This window comes from Colwellia sp. F1 (assembly GCF_056238625.1).
In genome coordinates this window covers 46,403-66,690 of the sequence record NZ_JBWDLI010000002.1, presented here as the reverse complement: position 1 = coordinate 66,690, position 20,288 = coordinate 46,403, and the positions used below count along the sequence as shown (strand labels likewise).

The window sequence follows — 20,288 nt, the reverse complement described above, 5'->3', positions numbered from 1 at the left end:
ATCAGCATTACATCGCTGCGGTTAACCGTAAAATATGGCATAATTAACAAATAACGCTCGAGCATATCGTTTAATCAAAACAGCGTAACCAAAAAACTAGTTCAACCAAAGTAATTTAGCCAAAAGGACAGTAGTGAGTTTCTTCCCTAATAGTACCGTAAATGGTAAAAAAAAGTATCGGCCTAACCTTGTTAGCTTGATGGCATTGTGCGCTGACAACTATTTTTTACTGTTAAAGGTACAAGCCGACAAAACACAACTTAACCAGCAGCGCCATTTTTTTATTAACGAGCAGCTTAGCTATATGATCAGGGTAAATGAAGTCACTCGGTATACCTCTTTGATAACTTTTGAACAAATAGCCTTGAAAAAACACAGCGTTCATTCGCTTTATCCTCGTATGAATATTCGTTTATATCATGACGCTCGCATGGCTGAGGTAATTAGTAGCCAAGGCATTTTTCAAATAAAGCCGCGTTACGACTACCCTAATAAACAGATGCATCAACAAGATGAAAAACAACAAACCAATCAATTTTTAAATGAATGGTTAAAGTTGTGCTTGGCGCATGGGCAAGTACATTTAACACTAGCAACAAGTGGATGATATATTGATGAGTAACCAAAACAAACCTTTTGTCGTCGCCCAGTTTACAGACAGCCACTTATTTGCTGACAAAAAAGCGAAACACTTGGGGGCCAATGTTTGGCAAAATTTAAACAGTGTATTAACAGACATTGCCCACAGAGCGACCATTGACTGTGTCGTATTTACTGGAGATTTAACGCAAGACCACAGTGAGCAATCTTATCAACATTTTGTTAGCGCAGTTAAGCAGGCCAATATAGCAATGCCAGTGTATTTTTTAGCGGGTAACCATGATGATAGAGCGTTATTAAATAAGCACTTAATTTCACCTGAGTTTAATCGTAATAAATTAATTGATCATAAATATTGGCAAATACAACTGCTAGACAGTAAAAGTGATACCCCTTCAGGTTTAGTAGGCTCAACAAAACTGCAGGCAATGTCACAGCAAATGGATAAAAGTAAATACCAACTGTTGATGATGCATCACCACCCTATTAATATCGGCTACGCTATTGATAACCATGGTTTATTAGCGCAAGAAGAGTTTTGGCAAACTCTGACGCGAATACATCAACAAACCAATAAAGTTAAAGCCATTGCCTGTGGGCATGTTCACCGAGCAGTGCATTTATTTAAGCAGAATGTTGAAGTTTTTACTTGCCCAGCAACCTCGGTGCAGTTTGGTGATACAAAAGAAAGTGCCGGCTGTGTCGTCCCAAGGTATCGACTATTTTACCTTGAAGATAACGGCACAATCCGTAGTGATATTATCTCGTGTTAACTTTCCTTTGTTGCTGGCTTAATAGCTAAACTAACAACTGTAACTAAGTATTTTGAGGTAGTTGGGTTATAAAAGGAGAATGATGAAGCGTGTTGGGGTAATGTTTATCACAGGAAAATAACGTCGGGATAAAACCAGAGAAAAATGAAATTAAATAAAAATAATGATGTGAGCAAAAATATCCTTTATGTTCATGGTTTTAATTCATCACCTAATTCATTAAAAGCAAGACAAGCTCGTCAGTATTTTACCGAACATTTTCCCACTATTAATTTTGTTTGCCCGCAACTCGCTAATTCGCCTAACGAAGCTATTACGCAACTAGAAGAAATACTTAATGCCAAAAGTAGCACGGCGCAAGCGCATCACACTTGGTCCTTAATTGGTTCGTCATTAGGTGGTTACTTCTGCCATTATTTAGCCAATAAATACCAACTGCGCGCGGTGCTGATCAACCCAGCTATTAAACCTTATACTTTATTAGCTGACTATATTGGTGAGCAAATAAATACCTATACCAACACTATTTACCAAGTAACAGCGCAGCACATGCGCGACCTAAAAGCTATAGAGCAGCGAGCGCCCCGTATTAATGACGAGCAAAAAAATAATTACCTTGTTATGGTACAAACAGGTGACGAAGTGTTAGATTATCAACAAGCAGTTGAAAAGTTTCAACACAGTCACTTAATAATAGAGCAAGGTGGTGATCACAGCTTTATTGGCTTTAATAATAAATTACCAATGATCGCAGCGTTTTTCAATCAGTGACGCTTGAATAAACATTGAAAGATAAAGCGCTATTTATAGCGTAAAAATAACAACCTACTTTTTATAGATAGAAAATAAACCATGACCGAGCAATATAATTCCGATTCCATTGAAGTTCTTAGCGGCTTAGATCCTGTACGCCATCGCCCTGGCATGTATACAGACACTTCGCGCCCAAATCACTTGGGGCAAGAAGTTATTGATAACTCGGTTGACGAGGCCTTAGCAGGTCATGCTCAACATATTAATGTTATTTTAGATAAAGACCAGTCGCTAGAAATTACGGATGACGGCCGTGGCATGCCAACGGACATACACCCAGAAGAAGGTGTGTCTGGTGTTGAACTAATTTTTTGTAAACTGCACGCTGGCGGCAAATTCTCTAATAAAAACTATCAATACTCTGGTGGTTTACACGGTGTTGGTATTTCAGTTGTTAATGCTTTATCAACGCGTGTTGACGTCACAGTTAAACGCGACAGTAAAGTGTATGAAATGGCGTTTGAAAACGGTTTTAAAGTTGAAGAGTTAACTGAAACAGGCACAGTAGGTAAACGCAATACGGGTACCCGAGTAAAATTTTGGCCTGATCCTAAATACTTCGACTCAGCAAAATTCTCAGTATTAAAACTCAAACATTTACTTAAAGCTAAAGCGGTATTATGCCCAGGCTTAACCATTAAATTTCATGACAAAGTTGAAAATAAAAAATATGAATGGTGCTATGAAGATGGCTTAACCGACTATTTAAAAGAATCTGTTGCTGAGTATGAAAGCTTACCCGAACAACCCTTTGTAGGTGAGTTTATCGCTCAAAGCGAAGCTGCAAGCTGGGCGGTAACATGGCTGCCAGAAGGGGGCGAGAGTATTGGTGAAAGCTATGTTAACTTAATCCCAACCGTTTCTGGCGGTACGCATGTGAATGGTTTACGCCAAGGCTTATTAGAGGCAATGCGTGAATTTTGTGAATTTCGCAATTTAATCCCCCGTGGCGTAAAACTGACGCCCGACGATGTATGGGATAAATGTAGTTATATTCTATCCATTAAAATGCAAGACCCACAATTTGCTGGGCAAACTAAAGAGCGCTTATCGTCTCGCCAATGTGCCGCCTTTGTTACTGGCGTGGTAAAAGATTCGTTCAGTTTATGGCTAAACGAGCATACCGATATAGCAGAATTGCTCGCCGAGTTTTGTTTAAGCAACGCCCAAAAACGTATGCGTGCTAGTAAAAAAGTCGTGCGTAAAAAAATTACTCAAGGGCCAGCCTTACCCGGCAAGCTAACCGATTGTGGTAGCCAAGATTTATCGCGCACTGAAATATTTTTAGTTGAAGGTGATTCTGCTGGAGGTAGCGCCAAGCAAGCCCGAGACCGAGAAACACAAGCTATCATGCCATTGCGCGGTAAAATTCTTAACACTTGGGAAGTTGATTCAGAACAAATATTAGCATCAGAAGAAGTACATAATATCTCTATAGCGCTTGGCATTGACCCAGACAGTGATGACTTATCAGAGCTGCGTTACGGTAAAATTTGTATTCTAGCCGATGCCGACTCAGACGGGCTTCATATAGCAACCTTGTTGTGCGCCTTATTTACGCAACATTTTCTGCCATTAGTACAAGCGGGCCATGTTTATGTAGCAATGCCACCGCTTTATCGTATTGATGTAGGAAAAGAAGTATTTTACGCGCTAGATGAAGCTGAAAAAGATGGCATTCTTGACCGAATAGAAGCCGAGAAAAAACGTGGAAAAGTGAACGTACAACGCTTTAAAGGCTTAGGTGAAATGAATCCGCTGCAATTACGAGAAACGACCATGGACCCAAACACTCGTCGGTTAGTACAACTTACCGCCGTGGATGAAGAGCAAAGCCAAACGATTGAGGTGATGGATATGCTTCTCTCTAAAAAACGTGCGGGAGACCGAAAAGAATGGCTACAAACTAAAGGTGATTTGGCGATAGTTTAATTAATGGGTAGCCCAAGTTAATTTCTTCCTGTTATTGGGTGAACTGTTATCAACAAGCAATTGTGTTTTGTGCAAAACGTTTTCGCTACCAAGCTGTTATAAAATGGAATAGAGCCTTGTTCTTGATAACAATATGGACACACTCGAACACTAGAAAAGTTAACAGCCTTTGTAAGAAATTCTTGCCCAAAAGCCAAGCAGCGAGTGCTAAATGTATGCTTAAAACTTAATGCGTAAAGCTGATGTGTATTAACATTCGCTAACATTGCCACACGCTCTAAATCAAAATATCCAAAGAAGATCTTTTTACCGGGAAGTCTATTGTTTGCCAGTAAACAGTGTTCATCACGCAACAACTGCATAGAGTTCTTATAGCCGTTTGCAGCAGTTAAGCGAAGTTAATAATTGGGCAATGTATCTGTTGGTGGCGGGTATGGCCGAATAAGTAACATATTCAAATCTTGCTTTTACAAATGTTACCTTTTAGTTAAGCAGTAAATCTGAATAGATTAAATCAAAATGATAATATCTAAATGATAGTATCATTTTAATTGCAAGTTACTCCGGTTCGATTTAAAGTGTTATTTAATAAACATAAAAATAATGTTGAATGTCACTTGGTAGATTTAACAAATATCAATTATGCACAGCGTGAACGCCTTGCGTTCATCGACTTCTGCTTGCAGTTTTTCGGGCAAATATCGCGCGCAGACCTTGTTAACCACTTTGAAACAGGGCTAGCATCATGCTCTCGCGATTTAACTTTGTATCGTGAAGTTGCGCCTAATAACCTCAACCTAAAGCACGAAACCAAGCAATATTACCGCACTTCAGAATTTAATCCTGTATTTGAACATAACCCTGAAGCAACACTTAATAGTTTGTGTCGAGGGTTTGGTGATGGTTTTTCTAATGGAATTACACCGTCAGATGTTTGCATTGATGCAACAAGATTAATTCATCCTGACTCAAATGTTATCGCAACAATAATGCGTGCGATCAATAACAGGCAAGCTATCTCATGCAATTATATTTCACTGTCATCAGGTGAAACAAAACGTGTTCTTGTGCCGCATAGTTTGGCTAACAATGGTCAACGCTGGCATGTTCGTGCTTTTGATAAAAAGAATAAAGGCTTTAGAGATTTTGTTTGTACACGATTACAAAACGTTACTGAAATTGAAAAGCCAATCGCGACAATACAATCAAAAGAATTTGATAAGCAATGGAACAGCATTCACAAAATAACATTAGTACCGCACCTTTCTATAAAACATTTTAAAGCAATCGAACTCGATTATGCTATGACGGGTGGGAAAATAGAATTAAACGTGCGAGAAGCGCTGTTAGGTTACTTAATGAGGCAATGGAACGTAGATTGCTCATTAGAAAGCACATTAGTTGGCGAACAGTATCAGCTTAGGCTCGCCAATATTCACGAATTGCAGGGAATTGAGAGTCTGTCGATTGCGCCTGGTTACGATATTTAAAAAGGATAATTACCCATATGGCAACAGCTAAAACAAGCGCAAAAAAGAACAAAGCAAAAGAACTTGGTTTTGAAGAATCACTTTGGGATGCAGCGAATAAGCTGCGCGGCAGTGTTGAGTCAGCAGAGTACAAGCATATTGTACTAAGTCTTATCTTCTTAAAGTTCATCAGTGATAAGTTTGAAAAACAACGTGAAAAATTAAGAGCAGAAGGCATGGCCGACTATGTTGATATGGTTGAGTTCTACGCCAAAGACAATGTGTTCTATTTACCTGATGATGCCCGTTGGTCGTTTATTCAAAAGCAAGCCAAGCAAGATGATATAGCGGTAAAAATTGATACGGCTCTGCATACCGTTGAAAAGAACAACGTATCACTTAAAGGAGCATTGCCAGACAATTACTTTTCTCGCCTTGGGCTTGATGGCAGTAAATTAGCCGCCCTTATCGATACCATCAATAATATCGACACAGTTGCAAATGAATGTGAAATGACCGAAGAAGATTTAGTTGGTCGTGTTTATGAGTACTTCTTAGGTAAGTTTGCCGCTAGCGAAGGGAAAGGTGGTGGAGAGTTCTATACGCCAAAATCTATTGTTGCGCTCATTGCTGAAATGATCGAACCCTTTAAAGGCAAGATCTACGATCCGTGTTGTGGTAGTGGCGGCATGTTTGTTCAGTCGTTGAAGTTTATTGATAGTCACAATGGCAATAAAAAAGACGTATCAATTTATGGGCAAGAATATACCAATACCACCTACAAGTTAGCCAAAATGAACTTGGCGGTACGAGGTATTTCTGGCAATTTAGGTGATGTTGCAGGTGATAGTTTTTTTAAAGATCAGCACTCAGATCTTAAGGCCGATTTCATTATGGCGAATCCGCCATTTAACCAGAAACAATGGCGTGCAGATAACGAATTAGTTGATGATCCTCGTTGGTCAGGCTTTGAAGTGCCACCGACAGGCAACGCAAACTATGCGTGGATCATGCACATGATCTCCAAGTTGAGTGAAAACGGCACAGCAGGTTTTGTACTAGCTAATGGTTCAATGAGTTCTAATACGGGCGGTGAAGGCACAATTCGACAAAAAATCATTGAAAATGATTTAGTCGATTGCATGATTGCATTACCGGGGCAACTTTTTTACACCACACAAATCCCTGTTTGCTTATGGTTTATCACTAAGAATAAAATACAAGACTCTGAACGAGGTTACCGTAATCGTGAAGGTGAAACTCTGTTTATCGATGCCCGTGAAATGGGCACAATGGTTAGCCGGGTTCATAAAGAACTAACCAATGAAGATATCGCCAAAATAACCAACACCTATCATAATTGGCGAAATAACCAAAATGTAGGTCGGGCTTTAGCCCGACAAGATCAAGAAAATAATATTAATAATAACCACGACGGCCTAAAGGCCGACCTACAACAAACCAGTTATCAAAACATTGCAGGGTTTTGTAAATCAGCCACGCTTGACGAAATCAAAGCCAATGACTTTGTATTAACACCGGGCCGTTATGTGGGGGCTGCTGAACTAGAGGATGACGGCATCCCGTTTGAAGTAAAAATGAAAGAACTAAGCCAAACCCTTTATAGCCAGATGGAACAGGCAGAAGAGTTAGATAAAGCAATTCGTCAAAACTTGGAGGTGTTGGGTTATGTTAGTTAGCCTTGGCGAACACTGTGATTTCTTGGGAGGTTTTGCTTTTAAAAGCCAAGACCTTAAATCTCATGAGGGAATACCTGTTATTAAGATTAAAAATGTTAATAACAAAGTCGTAAAAATGGATGATGTACAATTGTTATCAGAAGATAAAATGAACGAAAAGTTAAATAAGTTCCTGCTAACTGATGGTGATGTCCTAATTGCAATGACAGGTCAAGGAAGTGTCGGAAGGGTTGGACGTTTCAGAGACCTTGATAATAAAAAAGTTTTGCTTAATCAACGTGTAGGTAAGTTTATACCTAAACAGTCTCTTGATTTAGGCTATTTGTTTTACATACTTTCTTCAGAAAAATATGAAAAGATACTTTTTAATGCTGCAAGTGGCTCAGGCCAACCTAATTTAAGCCCTGATATTATCAAGTCTATTAAAATTCCTTACTTGCCAATAGATGAACAAATCAAAGTCTCAAAGGTTTTAGGCACTTTAGATGATAAAATTGCGCTAAATCAGAACTTCAATCAAACCCTAGAACAAATGGCGCAGGCATTATTTAAAAGCTGGTTTGTAGATTTTGATCCTGTTATCGATAACGCCTTTGCCAATGGCACCAATATAAGTGATTTTCCTGAAGCCCTGCAACACAGAGCTGAGCAACGCAAGCAAGCGCAGCAGCTAAAAGAATTTAAATCACTACCTAATGATATCCGCGCATTATTTCCAAGTGAATTTGAACAAACCAATCAACCCTCAATCGGTATTAATGGGTGGATACCTAAGGGCTGGAAAAAGACTTCATTTGAATCATTGATAAAACTGATTGGTGGCGGCACGCCCAAAACAAGCATTGATGAATACTGGAATGGCGATATTCCTTGGTTTTCAGTTGTAGACGCGCCTAATGATAGTGATGTCTTTGTTTTAGATACTGAAAAGCATGTTACTCAACTTGGCGTAGATAAGTCATCCACCAAAATTTTAAGAACTGGAACTACGATAATCAGTGCTCGTGGAACTGTAGGTAAGTGTGCTTTGGTGGGAGAGCCTATGGCGATGAACCAATCATGTTACGGTATCAATGGCAACGAAGGTGTTTCGGATGAGTATATTTATTTTATGACCAGACACCAAGTTTCTGATCTTCAAAAGAGAGGGCACGGTTCAGTATTTAACACTATTACTCGTGAAACTTTTAAATCGATTATGCTCCCATTCAGTGGTAGTGAAGTAACACAAAAATTTTCAGAGGTAGTGACACCGTTCTTAAATAAAGTTTTATTGAATAATAAGCAGAACGCAGAGCTAATAAAAACAAGAGATGTTTTGTTACCAAAACTTATCTCAGGTCAAATCACCATCAATAAGGACGTCGCCTAATGATTGAACTTGCTTGTACGAAAAAACTTATCACTAAGTTACCTGTTCAGCAGGGCTTGTTACCTGAGGGCGAACATTTGCAAGCAAGTTTAGCGGAACACGTTGTCGATAACCCACTGTCTGGCTGGCATGCTAATTTGCTAACGCTACAGCGTAGAAACTGCGTATTAATGGTGCATAACCAAACCCGTTTCCCGTTATTATTAATAGGCCTGAAAAAGCCTGATTTTGCTGCCCTCGACTATCACTTTGCCGATAGCCTAATGAACACCTTATTAAAAGTGGGCGCTGATCAAGAGCAACTACAAGCGGCCGAAAATTTATTAGCAGCGGTGAGTATTGAAAAATCATTTGATCGTTCGGTACAAGGCACGCTTAACCAAATGGCTAGTGATATTGAGCATTTACTTTGGCATGACAATGTTAATATTATCGATTGCTCAGCGTATAGAATGGCGGCATGGTTGGCCGACCGACCCTGTTCAGTTAAAAGCCGTGAAGAAGGGGCAGCAAAAAGTAAAAAAGATTGTATTTGGCCAATAAAAGCAATGTTAAGCTTGTTAAATAGCGATAAAACAACAGAAAAGGAGTTCTGAGTATGAATGAGATAGCGCTGTATCAAACGCAAAAGGGAGAAGCAGAAATTCAGGTTCGTTTTGAAAATGAAACGATTTGGCTTAACCAAGCACAAATGGTTGAATTGTTTGCTAGAGACCAGTCGGTGATTTCAAGACATATTCGCAACGCTATCAAAGAAGGTGAAATAGATGAAAAAAGCAATATGCAAAAAATGCATATTGCTTCTTCCGATAAACCAGTGGCTTTGTATGATTTAGATACCGTTATTTCAGTTGGTTACAGAGTTAAATCGCCACAAGGTGTATTATTTAGACGTTGGGCAACGGCGCGTTTAAAAGAGTATTTAGTCAAAGGTTATACCATTAACCAACAACGTTTTGACAAAAACGCCAAAGAATTAGAACAAGCACTGGCGTTAATTAATAAAGCCCTCAGCAGTCCAGAAATAGCAGCAAAAGAAAGCAAAGGCTTAGCCGAAATTGTTAGCCGTTATACGCAAACGTTTTTATGGTTGCAGCGTTATGATGAGGGTTTGTTAGACGAACCTAGCGGTACAAACGGTGGCAAACTCATTACGCATACGCAAGCGATGCAAGCGCTTAACGAGTTAAAAGCACAATTAATCGCCAGAGGTGAAGCAACGCAATTATTTGCTCAACCGCGTGGTGATGGTTTAGATAGTTTATTAGGAAATTTAGAACAAACCGTGTTTGGAGAGCCAGCTTATCCAACCATTGAAAGTAAAGCCGCGCATTTGCTTTATTTTGTGGTGAAAAATCATCCTTTTTCAGATGGCAATAAGCGTAGTGGTGCCTTTTTATTTGTCGATTTTCTTTATCGTAACGATCATTTGTATCGAACCAGTGGTGAGCCAGTGATAAATGATACCGGCTTGGCGGCTTTAACACTGCTTGTGGCTGAATCGGCAGCAGATCAAAAAGAAACCATCATTAGGTTAATTATGAATATGTTGGCTTAGATCGGATAAATTAACTAAAGGATTGATTTTGAAAAAGTTTACAGAAGCGCAACTAGAAGCAGCCATTATTGAATTACTGGGTGAACAAGGTTTTTCTTATGTTCATGGCAGTGCTATTTTAAATACCGATGGCTCTGAACGTGATAAGTCTGAAGTACTTATTAAGACGGATTTACGCCAGTTTTTAGCGCAAAAATATAAAGTTGATAATATTACCAGTGGTGAGATTGATGCAATTATTAAGCAAATTGAATCACTACCCGCGAGCGATTTATACGAGAGTAATAAAACCTTCTGTAAATGGTTAAGTGACGGATTTCTGTTAAAGCGAGAAGACCATACTCAGAAAGATCTCTACATTCAGCTAGTAGATTACACCAATGTTGTTCAGTCTATTCTCCCACACTTGATTCAAAGTGCTGATATTGAATTACCACAGGTAGCAGAACCTATAGGCGATTATAACGATAGTAATATTTATAGAATCGTTAATCAGCTTGAAATTGAAGGTGCTGATGGCGAAAAACGTATTCCAGACGGCATCTTATACATAAATGGATTACCAGTGGTGGTATTCGAGTTTAAGAGCGCCATTCGTGAAGAAGAAGCATCAATTCATGATGCTTGGAAGCAACTAACAATTCGCTATAAAAGAGCTATACCTCAGTTATTTGTTTATAACGCATTTTGCGTCATCAGTGATGGCGTGAATAACAAAATGGGCGGCTTATATGCCCCTTATGAATTTTTCTACGCTTGGCGTAAAGTCACGGGTAATGAGTCAATAGAAAAAGAGCGTATTAATTCACTGCACACTATGTTGCAGGGCTTGTTTAATAAAGCCCGTTTACGTGATGTTATCCGCAACTTTGTCTTTTTCCCTGATACCTCAAAAGCAGAAATTAAAATTGTTTGCCGCTACCCGCAATATTATGCGGCTAGAAAGCTCTATCAAAGTATTAAAACCAGCAGAAAAGGCTATACAAGGGCTGATGGCTCGCAAGGTGATGGCAAAGGTGGTACATACTTTGGCGCTACTGGCTGTGGTAAAAGTTTTACCATGCAATTTTTATCGCGCTTGTTAATGAAAAGTGTTGAGTTTGAAAGCCCAACCATTGTGTTAATTACCGACAGAACCGATCTTGATGATCAGCTATCTAAACAGTTCACTAACGCCAAAACTTATATTGGCGACCAAACTATTCTAACTGTTACTAGCAGAGATAATTTACGTGAGCAATTACAAGGTCGCAACAGTGGCGGTGTGTTCTTAACTACTATTCATAAGTTTACTGAAGACACGCAATTATTAACCAATCGCAGTAATGTTATTTGTATTTCAGATGAAGCGCATCGCAGCCAAACTAACCTTGACCAAAAAGTAAGAGTTACTGAAAAGGGGGTTAAGAAAACCTATGGTTTTGCTAAGTATTTACATGAGTCATTGCCCAATGCTACATACGTTGGTTTTACTGGTACGCCAGTAGACGCCACCCTTGATGTATTTGGTCAGGTGGTTGATAGTTACACCATGACTGAATCGGTTAAAGATGAAATAACCGTGCGCATTGTTTACGAAGGCCGGGCGGCTAAGGTTATTCTAAATAATGCCAAGCTAGATGAAATTGAAGCGTATTACCAGCAGTGCGCAGATGATGGTAGTAACGAACATCAGATAGAAGAAAGTAAAAAAGCATCAGCTAACATGACTTCTATTCTTGGTGATCCTGATCGTATTCATGCGTTAGCAAAAGACTTTGTCGCGCATTATGAAAGCCGTGTTGATGAAGGCGCTACTATTAAAGGTAAGGCTATGTTTGTAAGCTCAGCGCGTGAGGTGGCGTATTTATTTTATCAAGAGTTAAAAGAATTACGCCCACAGTGGTTTGTTGTAGAAGAAGCTGAAGGCAATAATCAATATACAGAAGAAGAGCGTAAAAAAGCCATCAGTGATGGTAAATTAGCCAAGCCAATGGAATGCGTTAAAATGGTGATGACGCGTGGTAAAGATGATCCTAAAGATTTGTGGGATCTTCTGGGCAGTAAAAAGGTAAGCAGTAAAAAATACCGTCAAGATTTAGATACTCAATTCAAAAATGAAAAATCGAATTTCAAAATAGCCATAGTGGTTGATATGTGGCTAACAGGCTTTGATGTACCTTTCTTAGATACCATTTATATCGACAAGCCAATACAGCGACATAACCTTATTCAAACTATATCTCGCGTTAACCGTAAGTTTGAAGGAAAAGACAAAGGCTTGGTGGTTGACTATATTGGTATTAAAACTCAAATGAATAAAGCGTTAGCCCAGTATTCAAAAACAGATGTCAGCAACTTTGAAGATATTGTACAGTCAGTGATTGTGGTAAAAGATCACTTAGATCTTTTAGGTAAGCTGATGCATCAGTTTGATGAAGCTCCATATTTTACTGGCAAGCCTGTAGCACAACTTAATTGTTTAAATAATGCCGCTGAATTTGTACTGCAAACGCAAAAGCTAGAACACCGTTTTATGGCATTAGTTAAACGCCTTAAAACCGCTTATGACGTATGTTGTGGTAGCGAAAAAATCATCCAAAAAGAACGCGACACTATTCATTTTTACATGGCGGTTCGCTCTATTGTTTATAAGCTAACAAAAGGCGATGCCCCTGATACCGCCCAAATGAATGCCAAAGTACGTGAGATGATCGCTGATGCACTGAAAAGTGATGGTGTAGAAGAGATCTTTAAACTAGGGCAAGACTCACATAACAAGAGTGATGGTGTTGATATTTTTGATGATGACTACCTCGCCAAAATAGAAAAAATAAAACTACCTAATACCAAGATAAAGTTACTCCAGCAGATGTTAGCTAAGGCTATTGGTGAATTTAAGCAAGTTAACAAAATGAAAGCCATCGACTTTTCACAGCGCTTTAAATCATTAGTAGATCAGTACAACGAGCGCAAAGAAGAAGACGTTCTCGTCAGTGATGTACTTGAAGACTTTTCTGATGAAATCATCAATATGTTTCAAGATCTTAAAACTGAAATGGGATCGTTTGAGGACATGGGCATTAACCTAGAAGAAAAAGCCTTCTACGACATATTACATTCACTAGCCGTTAAATATGACTTTGAATACCCAGAAGACAAGCTATTAGAGCTAGCTCAAGCGGTTAAAGGTGTTGTTGATGATAAAGCTAAATATACCGACTGGAATCAACGTGATGACATAAAGGCCGAGCTAAAAGTAGACCTGATAATGTTACTAGCTAAGTTTGGCTACCCACCAGTAAGCCGCGATGAAGTATATAAAGAAATCTTCGAGCAGGCTGAGAATTTTAAAAAGAATAGAGCTGCTTAGTTGCCGTTAGGGGCTAAGGAACTAGTTAATTTATATAAGGAATACTAAGAGTGGCAGTTGAATATAAACACGTAGTAATACATCATTTACGTAAAGAATCTAAGCAGCCTATTCAAAAACCTGTAATCAAAGAAGACACCTTAAACTGTGAAATGGAATCGGTTAAAAAACTTGTTGATGGTGTAATTGGTCTTTATGGGACTAAAGATAATAATGCTATTTTTGGTACGTTTGCTTCTACTCAAGAAGAAAGAGGTTACTTTCCCGGAAAATTTGAGAAGTTTAGGTTTGGAAAACAGGAAAAACTGGATTTCATTGAATTAACTAAAACCGCGATGAGCTCTTTGCAGAATAAAGCGCGAGATGTGAATTTTGCTTCTGGTGGTTATATCTTATTTGCATCTTACGTAAGTGATGCTAAGCCATTTTTGCTAGTTGCTATGATCAAACAGCGTGAAGGAATTCAATTAAATGAAAACCTTGAACCTGTCGGTATTCAAGAATTAGATCTTAGCAAACTTCACCAAGCAGCAAGAATAAACGTTGAACGATATTTACAGCACGAAGAAGCAGAAGGAGAGGACAAAGATCAGTTTAGTTACTTAAGTTTTGTCAGCCCAAGAACAAATCAAAGTGCATCAGGCTATTTTATTAAAGCATTGGGGTGCAGTGGTGGGGTTGCAGCTAGTCGTGCTACTGATTCTGCATGTAAAGAAATGGCAAAATTCTTTCGTAAGAACCCAGAGCTGAAAGCTAATGTTAAAGAACTAAAAGCTGGAGTTTTCTCATACTTAAGAGAATGCTATGACCAAAAGAGAGCTGCATCAATTAATGATTTAACTGGTATTGCAAGAAAACATCTTCCAGCAAATTATGATGATGACAAAAGAAATGAAATGGAGAAGGAGCTTGCTGAACATCTAAATAGTGAAGATGTGCAGGTTCCTAGTGAGTTTAGGGTTCATCTAGCTACTATTAATAAACATGCAAAAATTAAACTTAAAACGGCTAACTGGCAGTTTCAGTTTGAAAAGCATGCGTTAGGCTTAACAGAAAACGCTGAAATTTGGTACGACAAAACAAATAATCGTTTGGTCATTAATAATCTAACGGAAGAAACTAAATCAGCTATTACGGATGAGTAGCGATGGTAACCAAATCTAATAACATTGATAACTCTTTACAATCAGTAGTCAGCCTATACAGGGCTGCTGGCTTGCCAATTATTTCGGATAGTCGATTTGAGGCCGAGTTAAATGCGGATGATAAATTAATATCGACTATTGAAGAGAGTTTGTTGCTTGATAAATCTGTTGGCAAGTTTGATGAAATATTAGTCGATGATTCTGACTTAAGTGACAATCAAAAAATTCAGGTAGGTCAATGCATACAATTTACTTGGGCACTTTCGACTAGTGGTTCCCTACATTTTTATCAGAGCTTCGAGCAGTTACTTAGCAGTAGAAAAACCGTTTATAAGGGCGACTCACCTGAATGCTATTACATAGCAAATGCGGATCTGTTAGTAGAATCCGATACGATTAATGTTATGGGGCAAAGGCTAAATAATATTTGTCAGTTAATAAAATTATTGTCTCAAGTCGCCCATTATCATGATGAAAAAAGTCAGGCTGATACGTATCAGTTAGTTTTTGTTATTAATGATTCATCCAAAAACGGTTATCACCCTGTTGTTCTAGATACAAAATTTGAGCAATGTGACCTAGATGGGGAAGTATTAGACTTACGTACATTGGAAGATATAGTTCATGCTGAGCAACGTGCAGAGTCTCATGCTCAAGAAAAAGCGAGTATGTTTAGATTATGCCTAGCTGAAACAATAGAGTCGGTTCCCAAGGGGGAAAAAGCATTCAAGTACATACTCAACAATTGGGAAGAGTTACTAGCAAAATATAAGCAAAATTTTGATGTTTATATTAGTGGCTTTTCATTTAGTAAACTAAGAAATGAGCTGGCTAAAGCGGAAGTTGAAATTGCAAGTTCCCTTTCGAAAGTTTTGAGTGATGTGACTGGAAAGTTATTCAGTATTCCTTTGTCATTTGCTGCGCTACTTACAATGGATAAGTTGAAAACAGTTGAAGAATCGATTTTATTCGTTATAGGAACGATATTGGTTTCTATGATAATTAGTGGACTTGTCAGAAGCCAACTTCTTCTTAAGAGGAACATTGATTCAAGTCGAGACATGATATTTGGGGAGTTTGAACTAAAACGTAATGGTTATCCTCAGCAACTTAAAGAGTGCTTGGATGACGCTAAAACAACAATTGAAAATCAATCCACGTTGTTAAACAGAACATTGCATGGTACGAGAATCTTAGGATGGAGCATTAGTATTATTGCAACTTATATTTTTGTACTACGATTTTGGCCATATTGATTTGAATTATAATTTTATATGGTATTCTGTTTCACAGTTGAAATATTGATTAGTGTGCCGTGGTCATAGCTAAGCTTTTTAACGCATTAATTTGCTCAGGGCTGAAACCCTGTCTAAGCAAAGAAAAATAATGAAGTGATATGCTACTTCGTTTACCCTCATCTATTACTTGATAAAGGCTACCAGTTATCGTTTTGATCAAGCATGTATAAGTGTTGAAGTGGGTTATACGCGAAGTAAAGATATAATCGCTTCCGGATGGCAGTGATTGCGAGTATCTTCAATAGACATGCAAAAAAGAACGTCACCGACTGAATGAGCGTTTTCATCAACAATGGTAACAACTTGCCAATCGGAGACTACTGTGTTCATGAATTGCTTCCCAGTAATAAAGATTGATTTATAGTAGGATTAATCAATTTAAAAACATACTGCAAATCATGGAAGTAAAGTTAAATAATTTGTATGTACTTGAATGTGTAGACTATAAAAATTAGATTATACTCGTAACTAACTTTCAGCAGCGATATAACAGTGTTAAGCTAACCTGCATCTTGGTTCTATAAATTGTCAATATATGCTTTAAAATTTAGTTTTCATGTCATTTTATTATTTAATTTACCTTGAGGGTGAACATTAGTGATTTATATAAATCAAGCAGTTAGCTGTAAACTTTATGTCAGCTTATGGTTTATCCAACAAATTAACCGCTAACAACCATCAGTAATAAGATCGTACGCAGGGGGAATAGTTTCTGATTGTGCTTGAGTGTATCTAAAGTAACAGTTGTCGTCACTGACTTGGTTATTATTATTGAGATCATAACCAATATAAACAAAGTCTTTTCCTTGCTCTTCAAATACTTTATCACCAGACAGTTCAAATTGCCCAGACACTTGTACTTGTTTATATATTTCGTGGTTATCAAGGTAAGAATAAAGCAACCTTAAGTCTGGGCCATTAAGATCAATAACGCCATTTTTATCCATATCTATATCAACTAAATCTGGGCGGTTAAGTACAGGAAAAGTTGTGTAACTGGGCATTTTCGACTTGAGAAAAATAAAATCATTAGCGGCTTTAGCACTAACGCTAAACTGGGTTAATACAGCTACTTTTGCATCTTTTGACAGGTTAATAAACTTAGGCAGCGCGGTAACAGACAACACCCCTAGTATGACAATAACAATAATTAATTCAATTAAGGTAAAACCTTTGCTTTTATTCATTTTACACACACAGGGGATAAATTATTACTGTTCCAGCATTACCGCTAGAGCATGGCGCACGTAACACAATCAATTTTAATGACAATGCAGTCATAATAAATGATACGATAAGGCGCATACTGTACCTGTATGGCAACAAAAAACCAACTGTTTAATGTGTAGCGTGCTGTAATATTTAACGGCAATATTTCAAGGTAACACTTTAAGGTGTATTTTAAAGGTAATGTTTAAAGATAATTCCTCTGCAATCAAGCAACTCCCCGTACTTTACTCACTGCGCAATTGTCCTTACGCTATGCGTGCGCGGCTCGCAATATTTAAATCTGGCTACCCAGTTGAACTGCGAGACATTGTACTAAGTAATAAACCAGCCGAAATGCTGTTGGCATCACCTAAAGGGACAGTGCCAGTATTGGTGCTTGAACAAGCGCAAGCACCAACAAAAGTTATTGATGAAAGCTTAGATATTATGCTATGGGCTTTAAAACAAAATGATCCTGATGATCTTTTACACCGTCATGCTAATGTTGAAGGGAAAGATAACTTGGTTGATATGCTTAACTTAATCGCTATATTTGACCATGAATTTAAACAACATTTAGCAGCGTACCGATGCGCGAAGCGTTATCACGAAGACAACCTTATTGAGTGTCGACAAGCGTGTGAGAAATACATAGAAAATATAGAAGCGCGCTTAACTCAACACAAGTTTATTATGTCAAATAAAGAAAGCTTAGTTGACCTTGCTTTGCTCCCTTTCATTAGGCAATTTGCAAGAGTAGAGCGACAGTGGTATTGGCAATCCCCTTACCCTAAACTTCGTCAATGGCTTAATCACTACTTACAAAGCCTGATGTTTTCAAAAATTATGTTTAAACACCCACTGTGGTTAGACAGTAATGAAATAATTACATTAGGGTAAAGCAGCCTTTTGTTAACCGAAAAAAGCAAAGTTATACTGTTTATGCATGACTTGGCCTCAGGTAAGTTTTTTAGCAGATACTTTTGTGTATTTGAGTTTAAACCTTTTTAGTATTAGGGTAAGTTAACGTAAATTTACTTTCATTAACCAACATTAGGAATTTTTATGAAATTAGCCTCATTAGCCTTACATCATGGGTATGAATCTGATCCGACAACCAGATCTGCAACGACGCCTATTTATCAAACAACATCTTATACATTTGATAACACACAACATGGTGCTGACTTATTTGATTTAAAAGTGCCAGGCAATATTTATACCCGCATCATGAACCCAACAACCGACGTTTTAGAGCAGCGTGTTGCTGAAATGGAAGGCGGTATTGCTGGCTTGGCGGTTGCTTCTGGTATGTCAGCCATTACTTACGCAATTCAAGCAATTACGGCTGCAGGCGATAATATTATCAGTACCAGCCAGCTTTATGGTGGTACTTATAATTTATTTGCCCACACCTTACCAAGACAAGGCATAGAAGTAAGGTTTGCTTCGGGTGATGATTTAGCGTCATTTGACCAATTAATTGATGAAAACACCAAGGCTGTTTTTTGTGAATCTATTGGTAACCCTGCGGGCAATATTATTGATATTGAAGCACTAGCTGCAATTGCCCATAAACATGGCGTCCCCTTAATTGTTGACAATACCGTAGCAAGTCCAGCCTTGTGTCGCCCGTTTGAGCATGGTGCAGATATTGTTGTTCATTCATTAACAAAATATATTGGCGGTCATGGCACTACAATTGGCGGTATAATTGTTGACTCAGGTAAGTTTGATTGGGTTGGTAACAAAAACAGGTTCCCAATGTTAAACGAGCCTGATCCTTCATACCATGATGTTATTTATACCGAAGCATTAGGTCCAGCGGCCTATATTGGCCGTTGTCGTGTAGTCCCTCTTCGAAATACTGGGGCAGCATTATCACCACACAGTGCATTTTTAATTATGCAGGGTTTAGAAACTTTATGTTTACGTATGGAACGTCATTGTGAAAACGCGTTAAAAGTAGCTAATTACCTCAATAATCACGATAAAATAAGTTGGGTTAATTACGCCGGACTGTCTGATAGCCCTTATAATACGCTTTGTAAAAAAATTACTAGCGGACAAGCGTCAGGTATATTAAGTTTTGGTATAAAAGGCGACAGTGGTGCAGGCGGAAGATTTATTGACGCCCTTGAGATGATATTACGCCTAGTCAATATAGGTGATGCAAAATCGTTGGCGTGTCATCCTGCTTCAACAACTCATAGACAGCTAAATGCACAAGAGCTTAAATCAGCCGGTGTTTCTGAAGATTTAGTAAGAATTTCAGTCGGTATTGAACATATTGACGATATTATTGCTGATATTGAGCAAGCACTAGCAAAAGCGTAACTACTTAGTACAATAATACCCCACTTATAGCGTTAGGTGCGGGAGTTATTGTACTATGCTAATTTCACATTTTGTATGAATGTTATAGCGCTTATAGGCAGTTAAACGTTATACTTAAGCACTAACTATAAGCACTTTCACTTTTATATCTTTAGATGATATTAGCACTAGGCAAAATTAATGATAAACAATGATCTTCTTCGTCGCATCTGCACAATTGTAAACTTTAATGATGAAAAAACACTTACCGTGTTTGCTTTAGGTCATTGTGTTATAACGGCAGAGCAGCTAGCAGCTTTTTATAAAGAAAAAGACGATAGCGCATACCAAGCTTTATCAGATAGTGAATTGGCGAGTTTTCTAAACGGTTTAATTACCGATAAAAGGGGGGCAAAAGATGGCCCAAGCCACCCAACCGAACAAGTGTTAAGTAATAATGCTATTTTTAATAAATTAAAGATAGCGTTTGCCTTAAAGGCCGATGAGGTGATCAGCATCCTTGAACTGGCAGGTTTAAGCTTAGGTAAATACGAGCTAAGTGCCTTTTTTAGAAATATCCATCACAAACACTATAAGAACTGTAGTGACGAAGTGCTTTCAACGTTTCTTAACGGGTTAAAAATTCAAGCACAACAGTAAACTCTCTCTAACTTTAGCTAGTGTCGCTTTGCTTAGCACTACTGGTGTGTTCCACGTCTGTTTATTTTATATTGCGGCTGTCTACTAGCGC

The 20,288-nt window shown here is 38.3% G+C and carries 16 protein-coding genes and 1 pseudogene; 15 read left to right on the top strand and 2 right to left on the bottom strand.

Annotated elements, in window-relative coordinates:
* The first annotated feature begins 133 nt into the window (after positions 1–133).
* From AC0UA9_RS02080 to parE, 4 genes are all read left to right on the top strand, one after another.
* Entirely contained in the window at positions 134–607 is a 474-nt protein-coding gene (locus AC0UA9_RS02080) for a DUF1249 domain-containing protein (RefSeq protein WP_475656330.1), read from the top strand.
* Between the two features lie 7 nt (positions 608–614).
* Positions 615–1,373, top strand: a complete 759-nt coding sequence (locus AC0UA9_RS02075) for a metallophosphoesterase (RefSeq protein ID WP_475656326.1) — start codon at positions 615–617, stop codon at positions 1,371–1,373.
* A 144-nt stretch (positions 1,374–1,517) separates the two neighbouring features.
* Positions 1,518–2,144, top strand: a complete 627-nt coding sequence (locus tag AC0UA9_RS02070; RefSeq protein ID WP_475656322.1) for a YqiA/YcfP family alpha/beta fold hydrolase — start codon at positions 1,518–1,520, stop codon at positions 2,142–2,144.
* An 81-nt stretch (positions 2,145–2,225) separates the two neighbouring features.
* A complete protein-coding gene (gene parE / locus AC0UA9_RS02065; RefSeq protein WP_475656319.1) occupies positions 2,226–4,118 on the top strand; it encodes a DNA topoisomerase IV subunit B in 1,893 nt (630 codons plus the stop codon).
* Between the two features lie 17 nt (positions 4,119–4,135).
* Here parE and AC0UA9_RS02060 read toward each other — a convergent pair.
* Positions 4,136–4,501 (bottom strand): annotated as a pseudogene (locus AC0UA9_RS02060) (TniQ family protein); the annotation flags it as partial.
* A 195-nt stretch (positions 4,502–4,696) separates the two neighbouring features.
* Here AC0UA9_RS02060 and AC0UA9_RS02055 point away from each other — a divergent pair.
* The 8 genes from AC0UA9_RS02055 to AC0UA9_RS02020 are packed head-to-tail and all read left to right on the top strand — an operon-like array spanning position 4,697 to position 15,970.
* Positions 4,697–5,608 carry a WYL domain-containing protein gene (locus AC0UA9_RS02055; protein ID WP_475656316.1) on the top strand — a complete coding sequence of 304 codons (912 nt, stop codon included), beginning with the start codon at positions 4,697–4,699 and terminating at the stop codon, positions 5,606–5,608.
* A gap of 17 nt (positions 5,609–5,625) precedes the next feature.
* A complete protein-coding gene (locus AC0UA9_RS02050; RefSeq protein WP_475656313.1) occupies positions 5,626–7,287 on the top strand; it encodes a type I restriction-modification system subunit M in 1,662 nt (553 codons plus the stop codon).
* Positions 7,277–8,659, top strand: coding sequence for a restriction endonuclease subunit S (locus AC0UA9_RS02045; RefSeq protein ID WP_475656310.1), 1,383 nt, complete (start codon positions 7,277–7,279; stop codon positions 8,657–8,659). The genes AC0UA9_RS02050 and AC0UA9_RS02045 overlap by 11 nt, the downstream gene beginning before the upstream one ends.
* Positions 8,659–9,255 carry a DUF6933 domain-containing protein gene (locus tag AC0UA9_RS02040; protein WP_475656306.1) on the top strand — a complete coding sequence of 199 codons (597 nt, stop codon included), beginning with the start codon at positions 8,659–8,661 and terminating at the stop codon, positions 9,253–9,255. Before AC0UA9_RS02045 ends, AC0UA9_RS02040 begins: the two co-directional genes overlap by 1 nt.
* Before the next feature lie 2 nt (positions 9,256–9,257).
* Positions 9,258–10,217 carry a virulence RhuM family protein/type II toxin-antitoxin system death-on-curing family toxin gene (locus AC0UA9_RS02035; protein WP_475656304.1) on the top strand — a complete coding sequence of 320 codons (960 nt, stop codon included), beginning with the start codon at positions 9,258–9,260 and terminating at the stop codon, positions 10,215–10,217.
* 28 nt (positions 10,218–10,245) lie between these two features.
* Entirely contained in the window at positions 10,246–13,569 is a 3,324-nt protein-coding gene (locus AC0UA9_RS02030) for a type I restriction endonuclease subunit R (protein ID WP_475656302.1), read from the top strand.
* Between the two features lie 50 nt (positions 13,570–13,619).
* Positions 13,620–14,714, top strand: a complete 1,095-nt coding sequence (locus AC0UA9_RS02025; RefSeq protein WP_475656298.1) for a nucleoid-associated protein — start codon at positions 13,620–13,622, stop codon at positions 14,712–14,714.
* Positions 14,715–14,716: 2 nt separating this feature from the next.
* Entirely contained in the window at positions 14,717–15,970 is a 1,254-nt protein-coding gene (locus AC0UA9_RS02020) for a hypothetical protein (RefSeq protein WP_475656293.1), read from the top strand.
* Positions 15,971–16,680: 710 nt separating this feature from the next.
* Here AC0UA9_RS02020 and AC0UA9_RS02015 read toward each other — a convergent pair.
* A complete protein-coding gene (locus AC0UA9_RS02015; protein ID WP_475656289.1) occupies positions 16,681–17,199 on the bottom strand; it encodes a prepilin-type N-terminal cleavage/methylation domain-containing protein in 519 nt (172 codons plus the stop codon).
* A 223-nt stretch (positions 17,200–17,422) separates the two neighbouring features.
* Here AC0UA9_RS02015 and AC0UA9_RS02010 point away from each other — a divergent pair, with 223 nt between their 5' ends.
* The 3 genes from AC0UA9_RS02010 (at position 17,423) to AC0UA9_RS02000 (ending at position 20,197) form a co-directional block, all read left to right on the top strand.
* The gene (locus tag AC0UA9_RS02010; protein ID WP_475656287.1) at positions 17,423–18,121 is read left to right on the top strand and encodes a glutathione S-transferase; all 699 of its coding nucleotides are present in this window, start codon (positions 17,423–17,425) and stop codon (positions 18,119–18,121) included.
* Between the two features lie 165 nt (positions 18,122–18,286).
* Positions 18,287–19,558, top strand: coding sequence for an O-acetylhomoserine aminocarboxypropyltransferase/cysteine synthase family protein (locus tag AC0UA9_RS02005; protein WP_475656284.1), 1,272 nt, complete (start codon positions 18,287–18,289; stop codon positions 19,556–19,558).
* 180 nt (positions 19,559–19,738) lie between these two features.
* Complete coding sequence (locus AC0UA9_RS02000) at positions 19,739–20,197, top strand: YehS family protein (RefSeq protein ID WP_475656281.1); 459 nt, start codon at positions 19,739–19,741, stop codon at positions 20,195–20,197.
* Positions 20,198–20,288: the final 91 nt, after the last annotated feature.

Excerpts from the sequence above, each read along its gene's own strand:
- AC0UA9_RS02075 (WP_475656326.1), top strand. The coding sequence starts at position 615 with ATGAGTAACCAAAACAAACCTTTTGTCGTCGCCCAGTTTACAGACAGC.
- AC0UA9_RS02070 (WP_475656322.1), top strand. The coding sequence starts at position 1,518 with ATGAAATTAAATAAAAATAATGATGTGAGCAAAAATATCCTTTATGTT.
- parE (WP_475656319.1), top strand. The coding sequence starts at position 2,226 with ATGACCGAGCAATATAATTCCGATTCCATTGAAGTTCTTAGCGGCTTA.
- AC0UA9_RS02050 (WP_475656313.1), top strand. The coding sequence starts at position 5,626 with ATGGCAACAGCTAAAACAAGCGCAAAAAAGAACAAAGCAAAAGAACTT.
- AC0UA9_RS02045 (WP_475656310.1), top strand. The coding sequence starts at position 7,277 with ATGTTAGTTAGCCTTGGCGAACACTGTGATTTCTTGGGAGGTTTTGCT.
- AC0UA9_RS02040 (WP_475656306.1), top strand. The coding sequence starts at position 8,659 with ATGATTGAACTTGCTTGTACGAAAAAACTTATCACTAAGTTACCTGTT.
- AC0UA9_RS02035 (WP_475656304.1), top strand. The coding sequence starts at position 9,258 with ATGAATGAGATAGCGCTGTATCAAACGCAAAAGGGAGAAGCAGAAATT.
- AC0UA9_RS02020 (WP_475656293.1), top strand. The coding sequence starts at position 14,717 with ATGGTAACCAAATCTAATAACATTGATAACTCTTTACAATCAGTAGTC.
- AC0UA9_RS02015 (WP_475656289.1), bottom strand. The coding sequence starts at position 17,199 with ATGAATAAAAGCAAAGGTTTTACCTTAATTGAATTAATTATTGTTATT.
- AC0UA9_RS02010 (WP_475656287.1), top strand. The coding sequence starts at position 17,423 with ATGTTTAAAGATAATTCCTCTGCAATCAAGCAACTCCCCGTACTTTAC.
- AC0UA9_RS02005 (WP_475656284.1), top strand. The coding sequence starts at position 18,287 with ATGAAATTAGCCTCATTAGCCTTACATCATGGGTATGAATCTGATCCG.
- AC0UA9_RS02000 (WP_475656281.1), top strand. The coding sequence starts at position 19,739 with ATGATAAACAATGATCTTCTTCGTCGCATCTGCACAATTGTAAACTTT.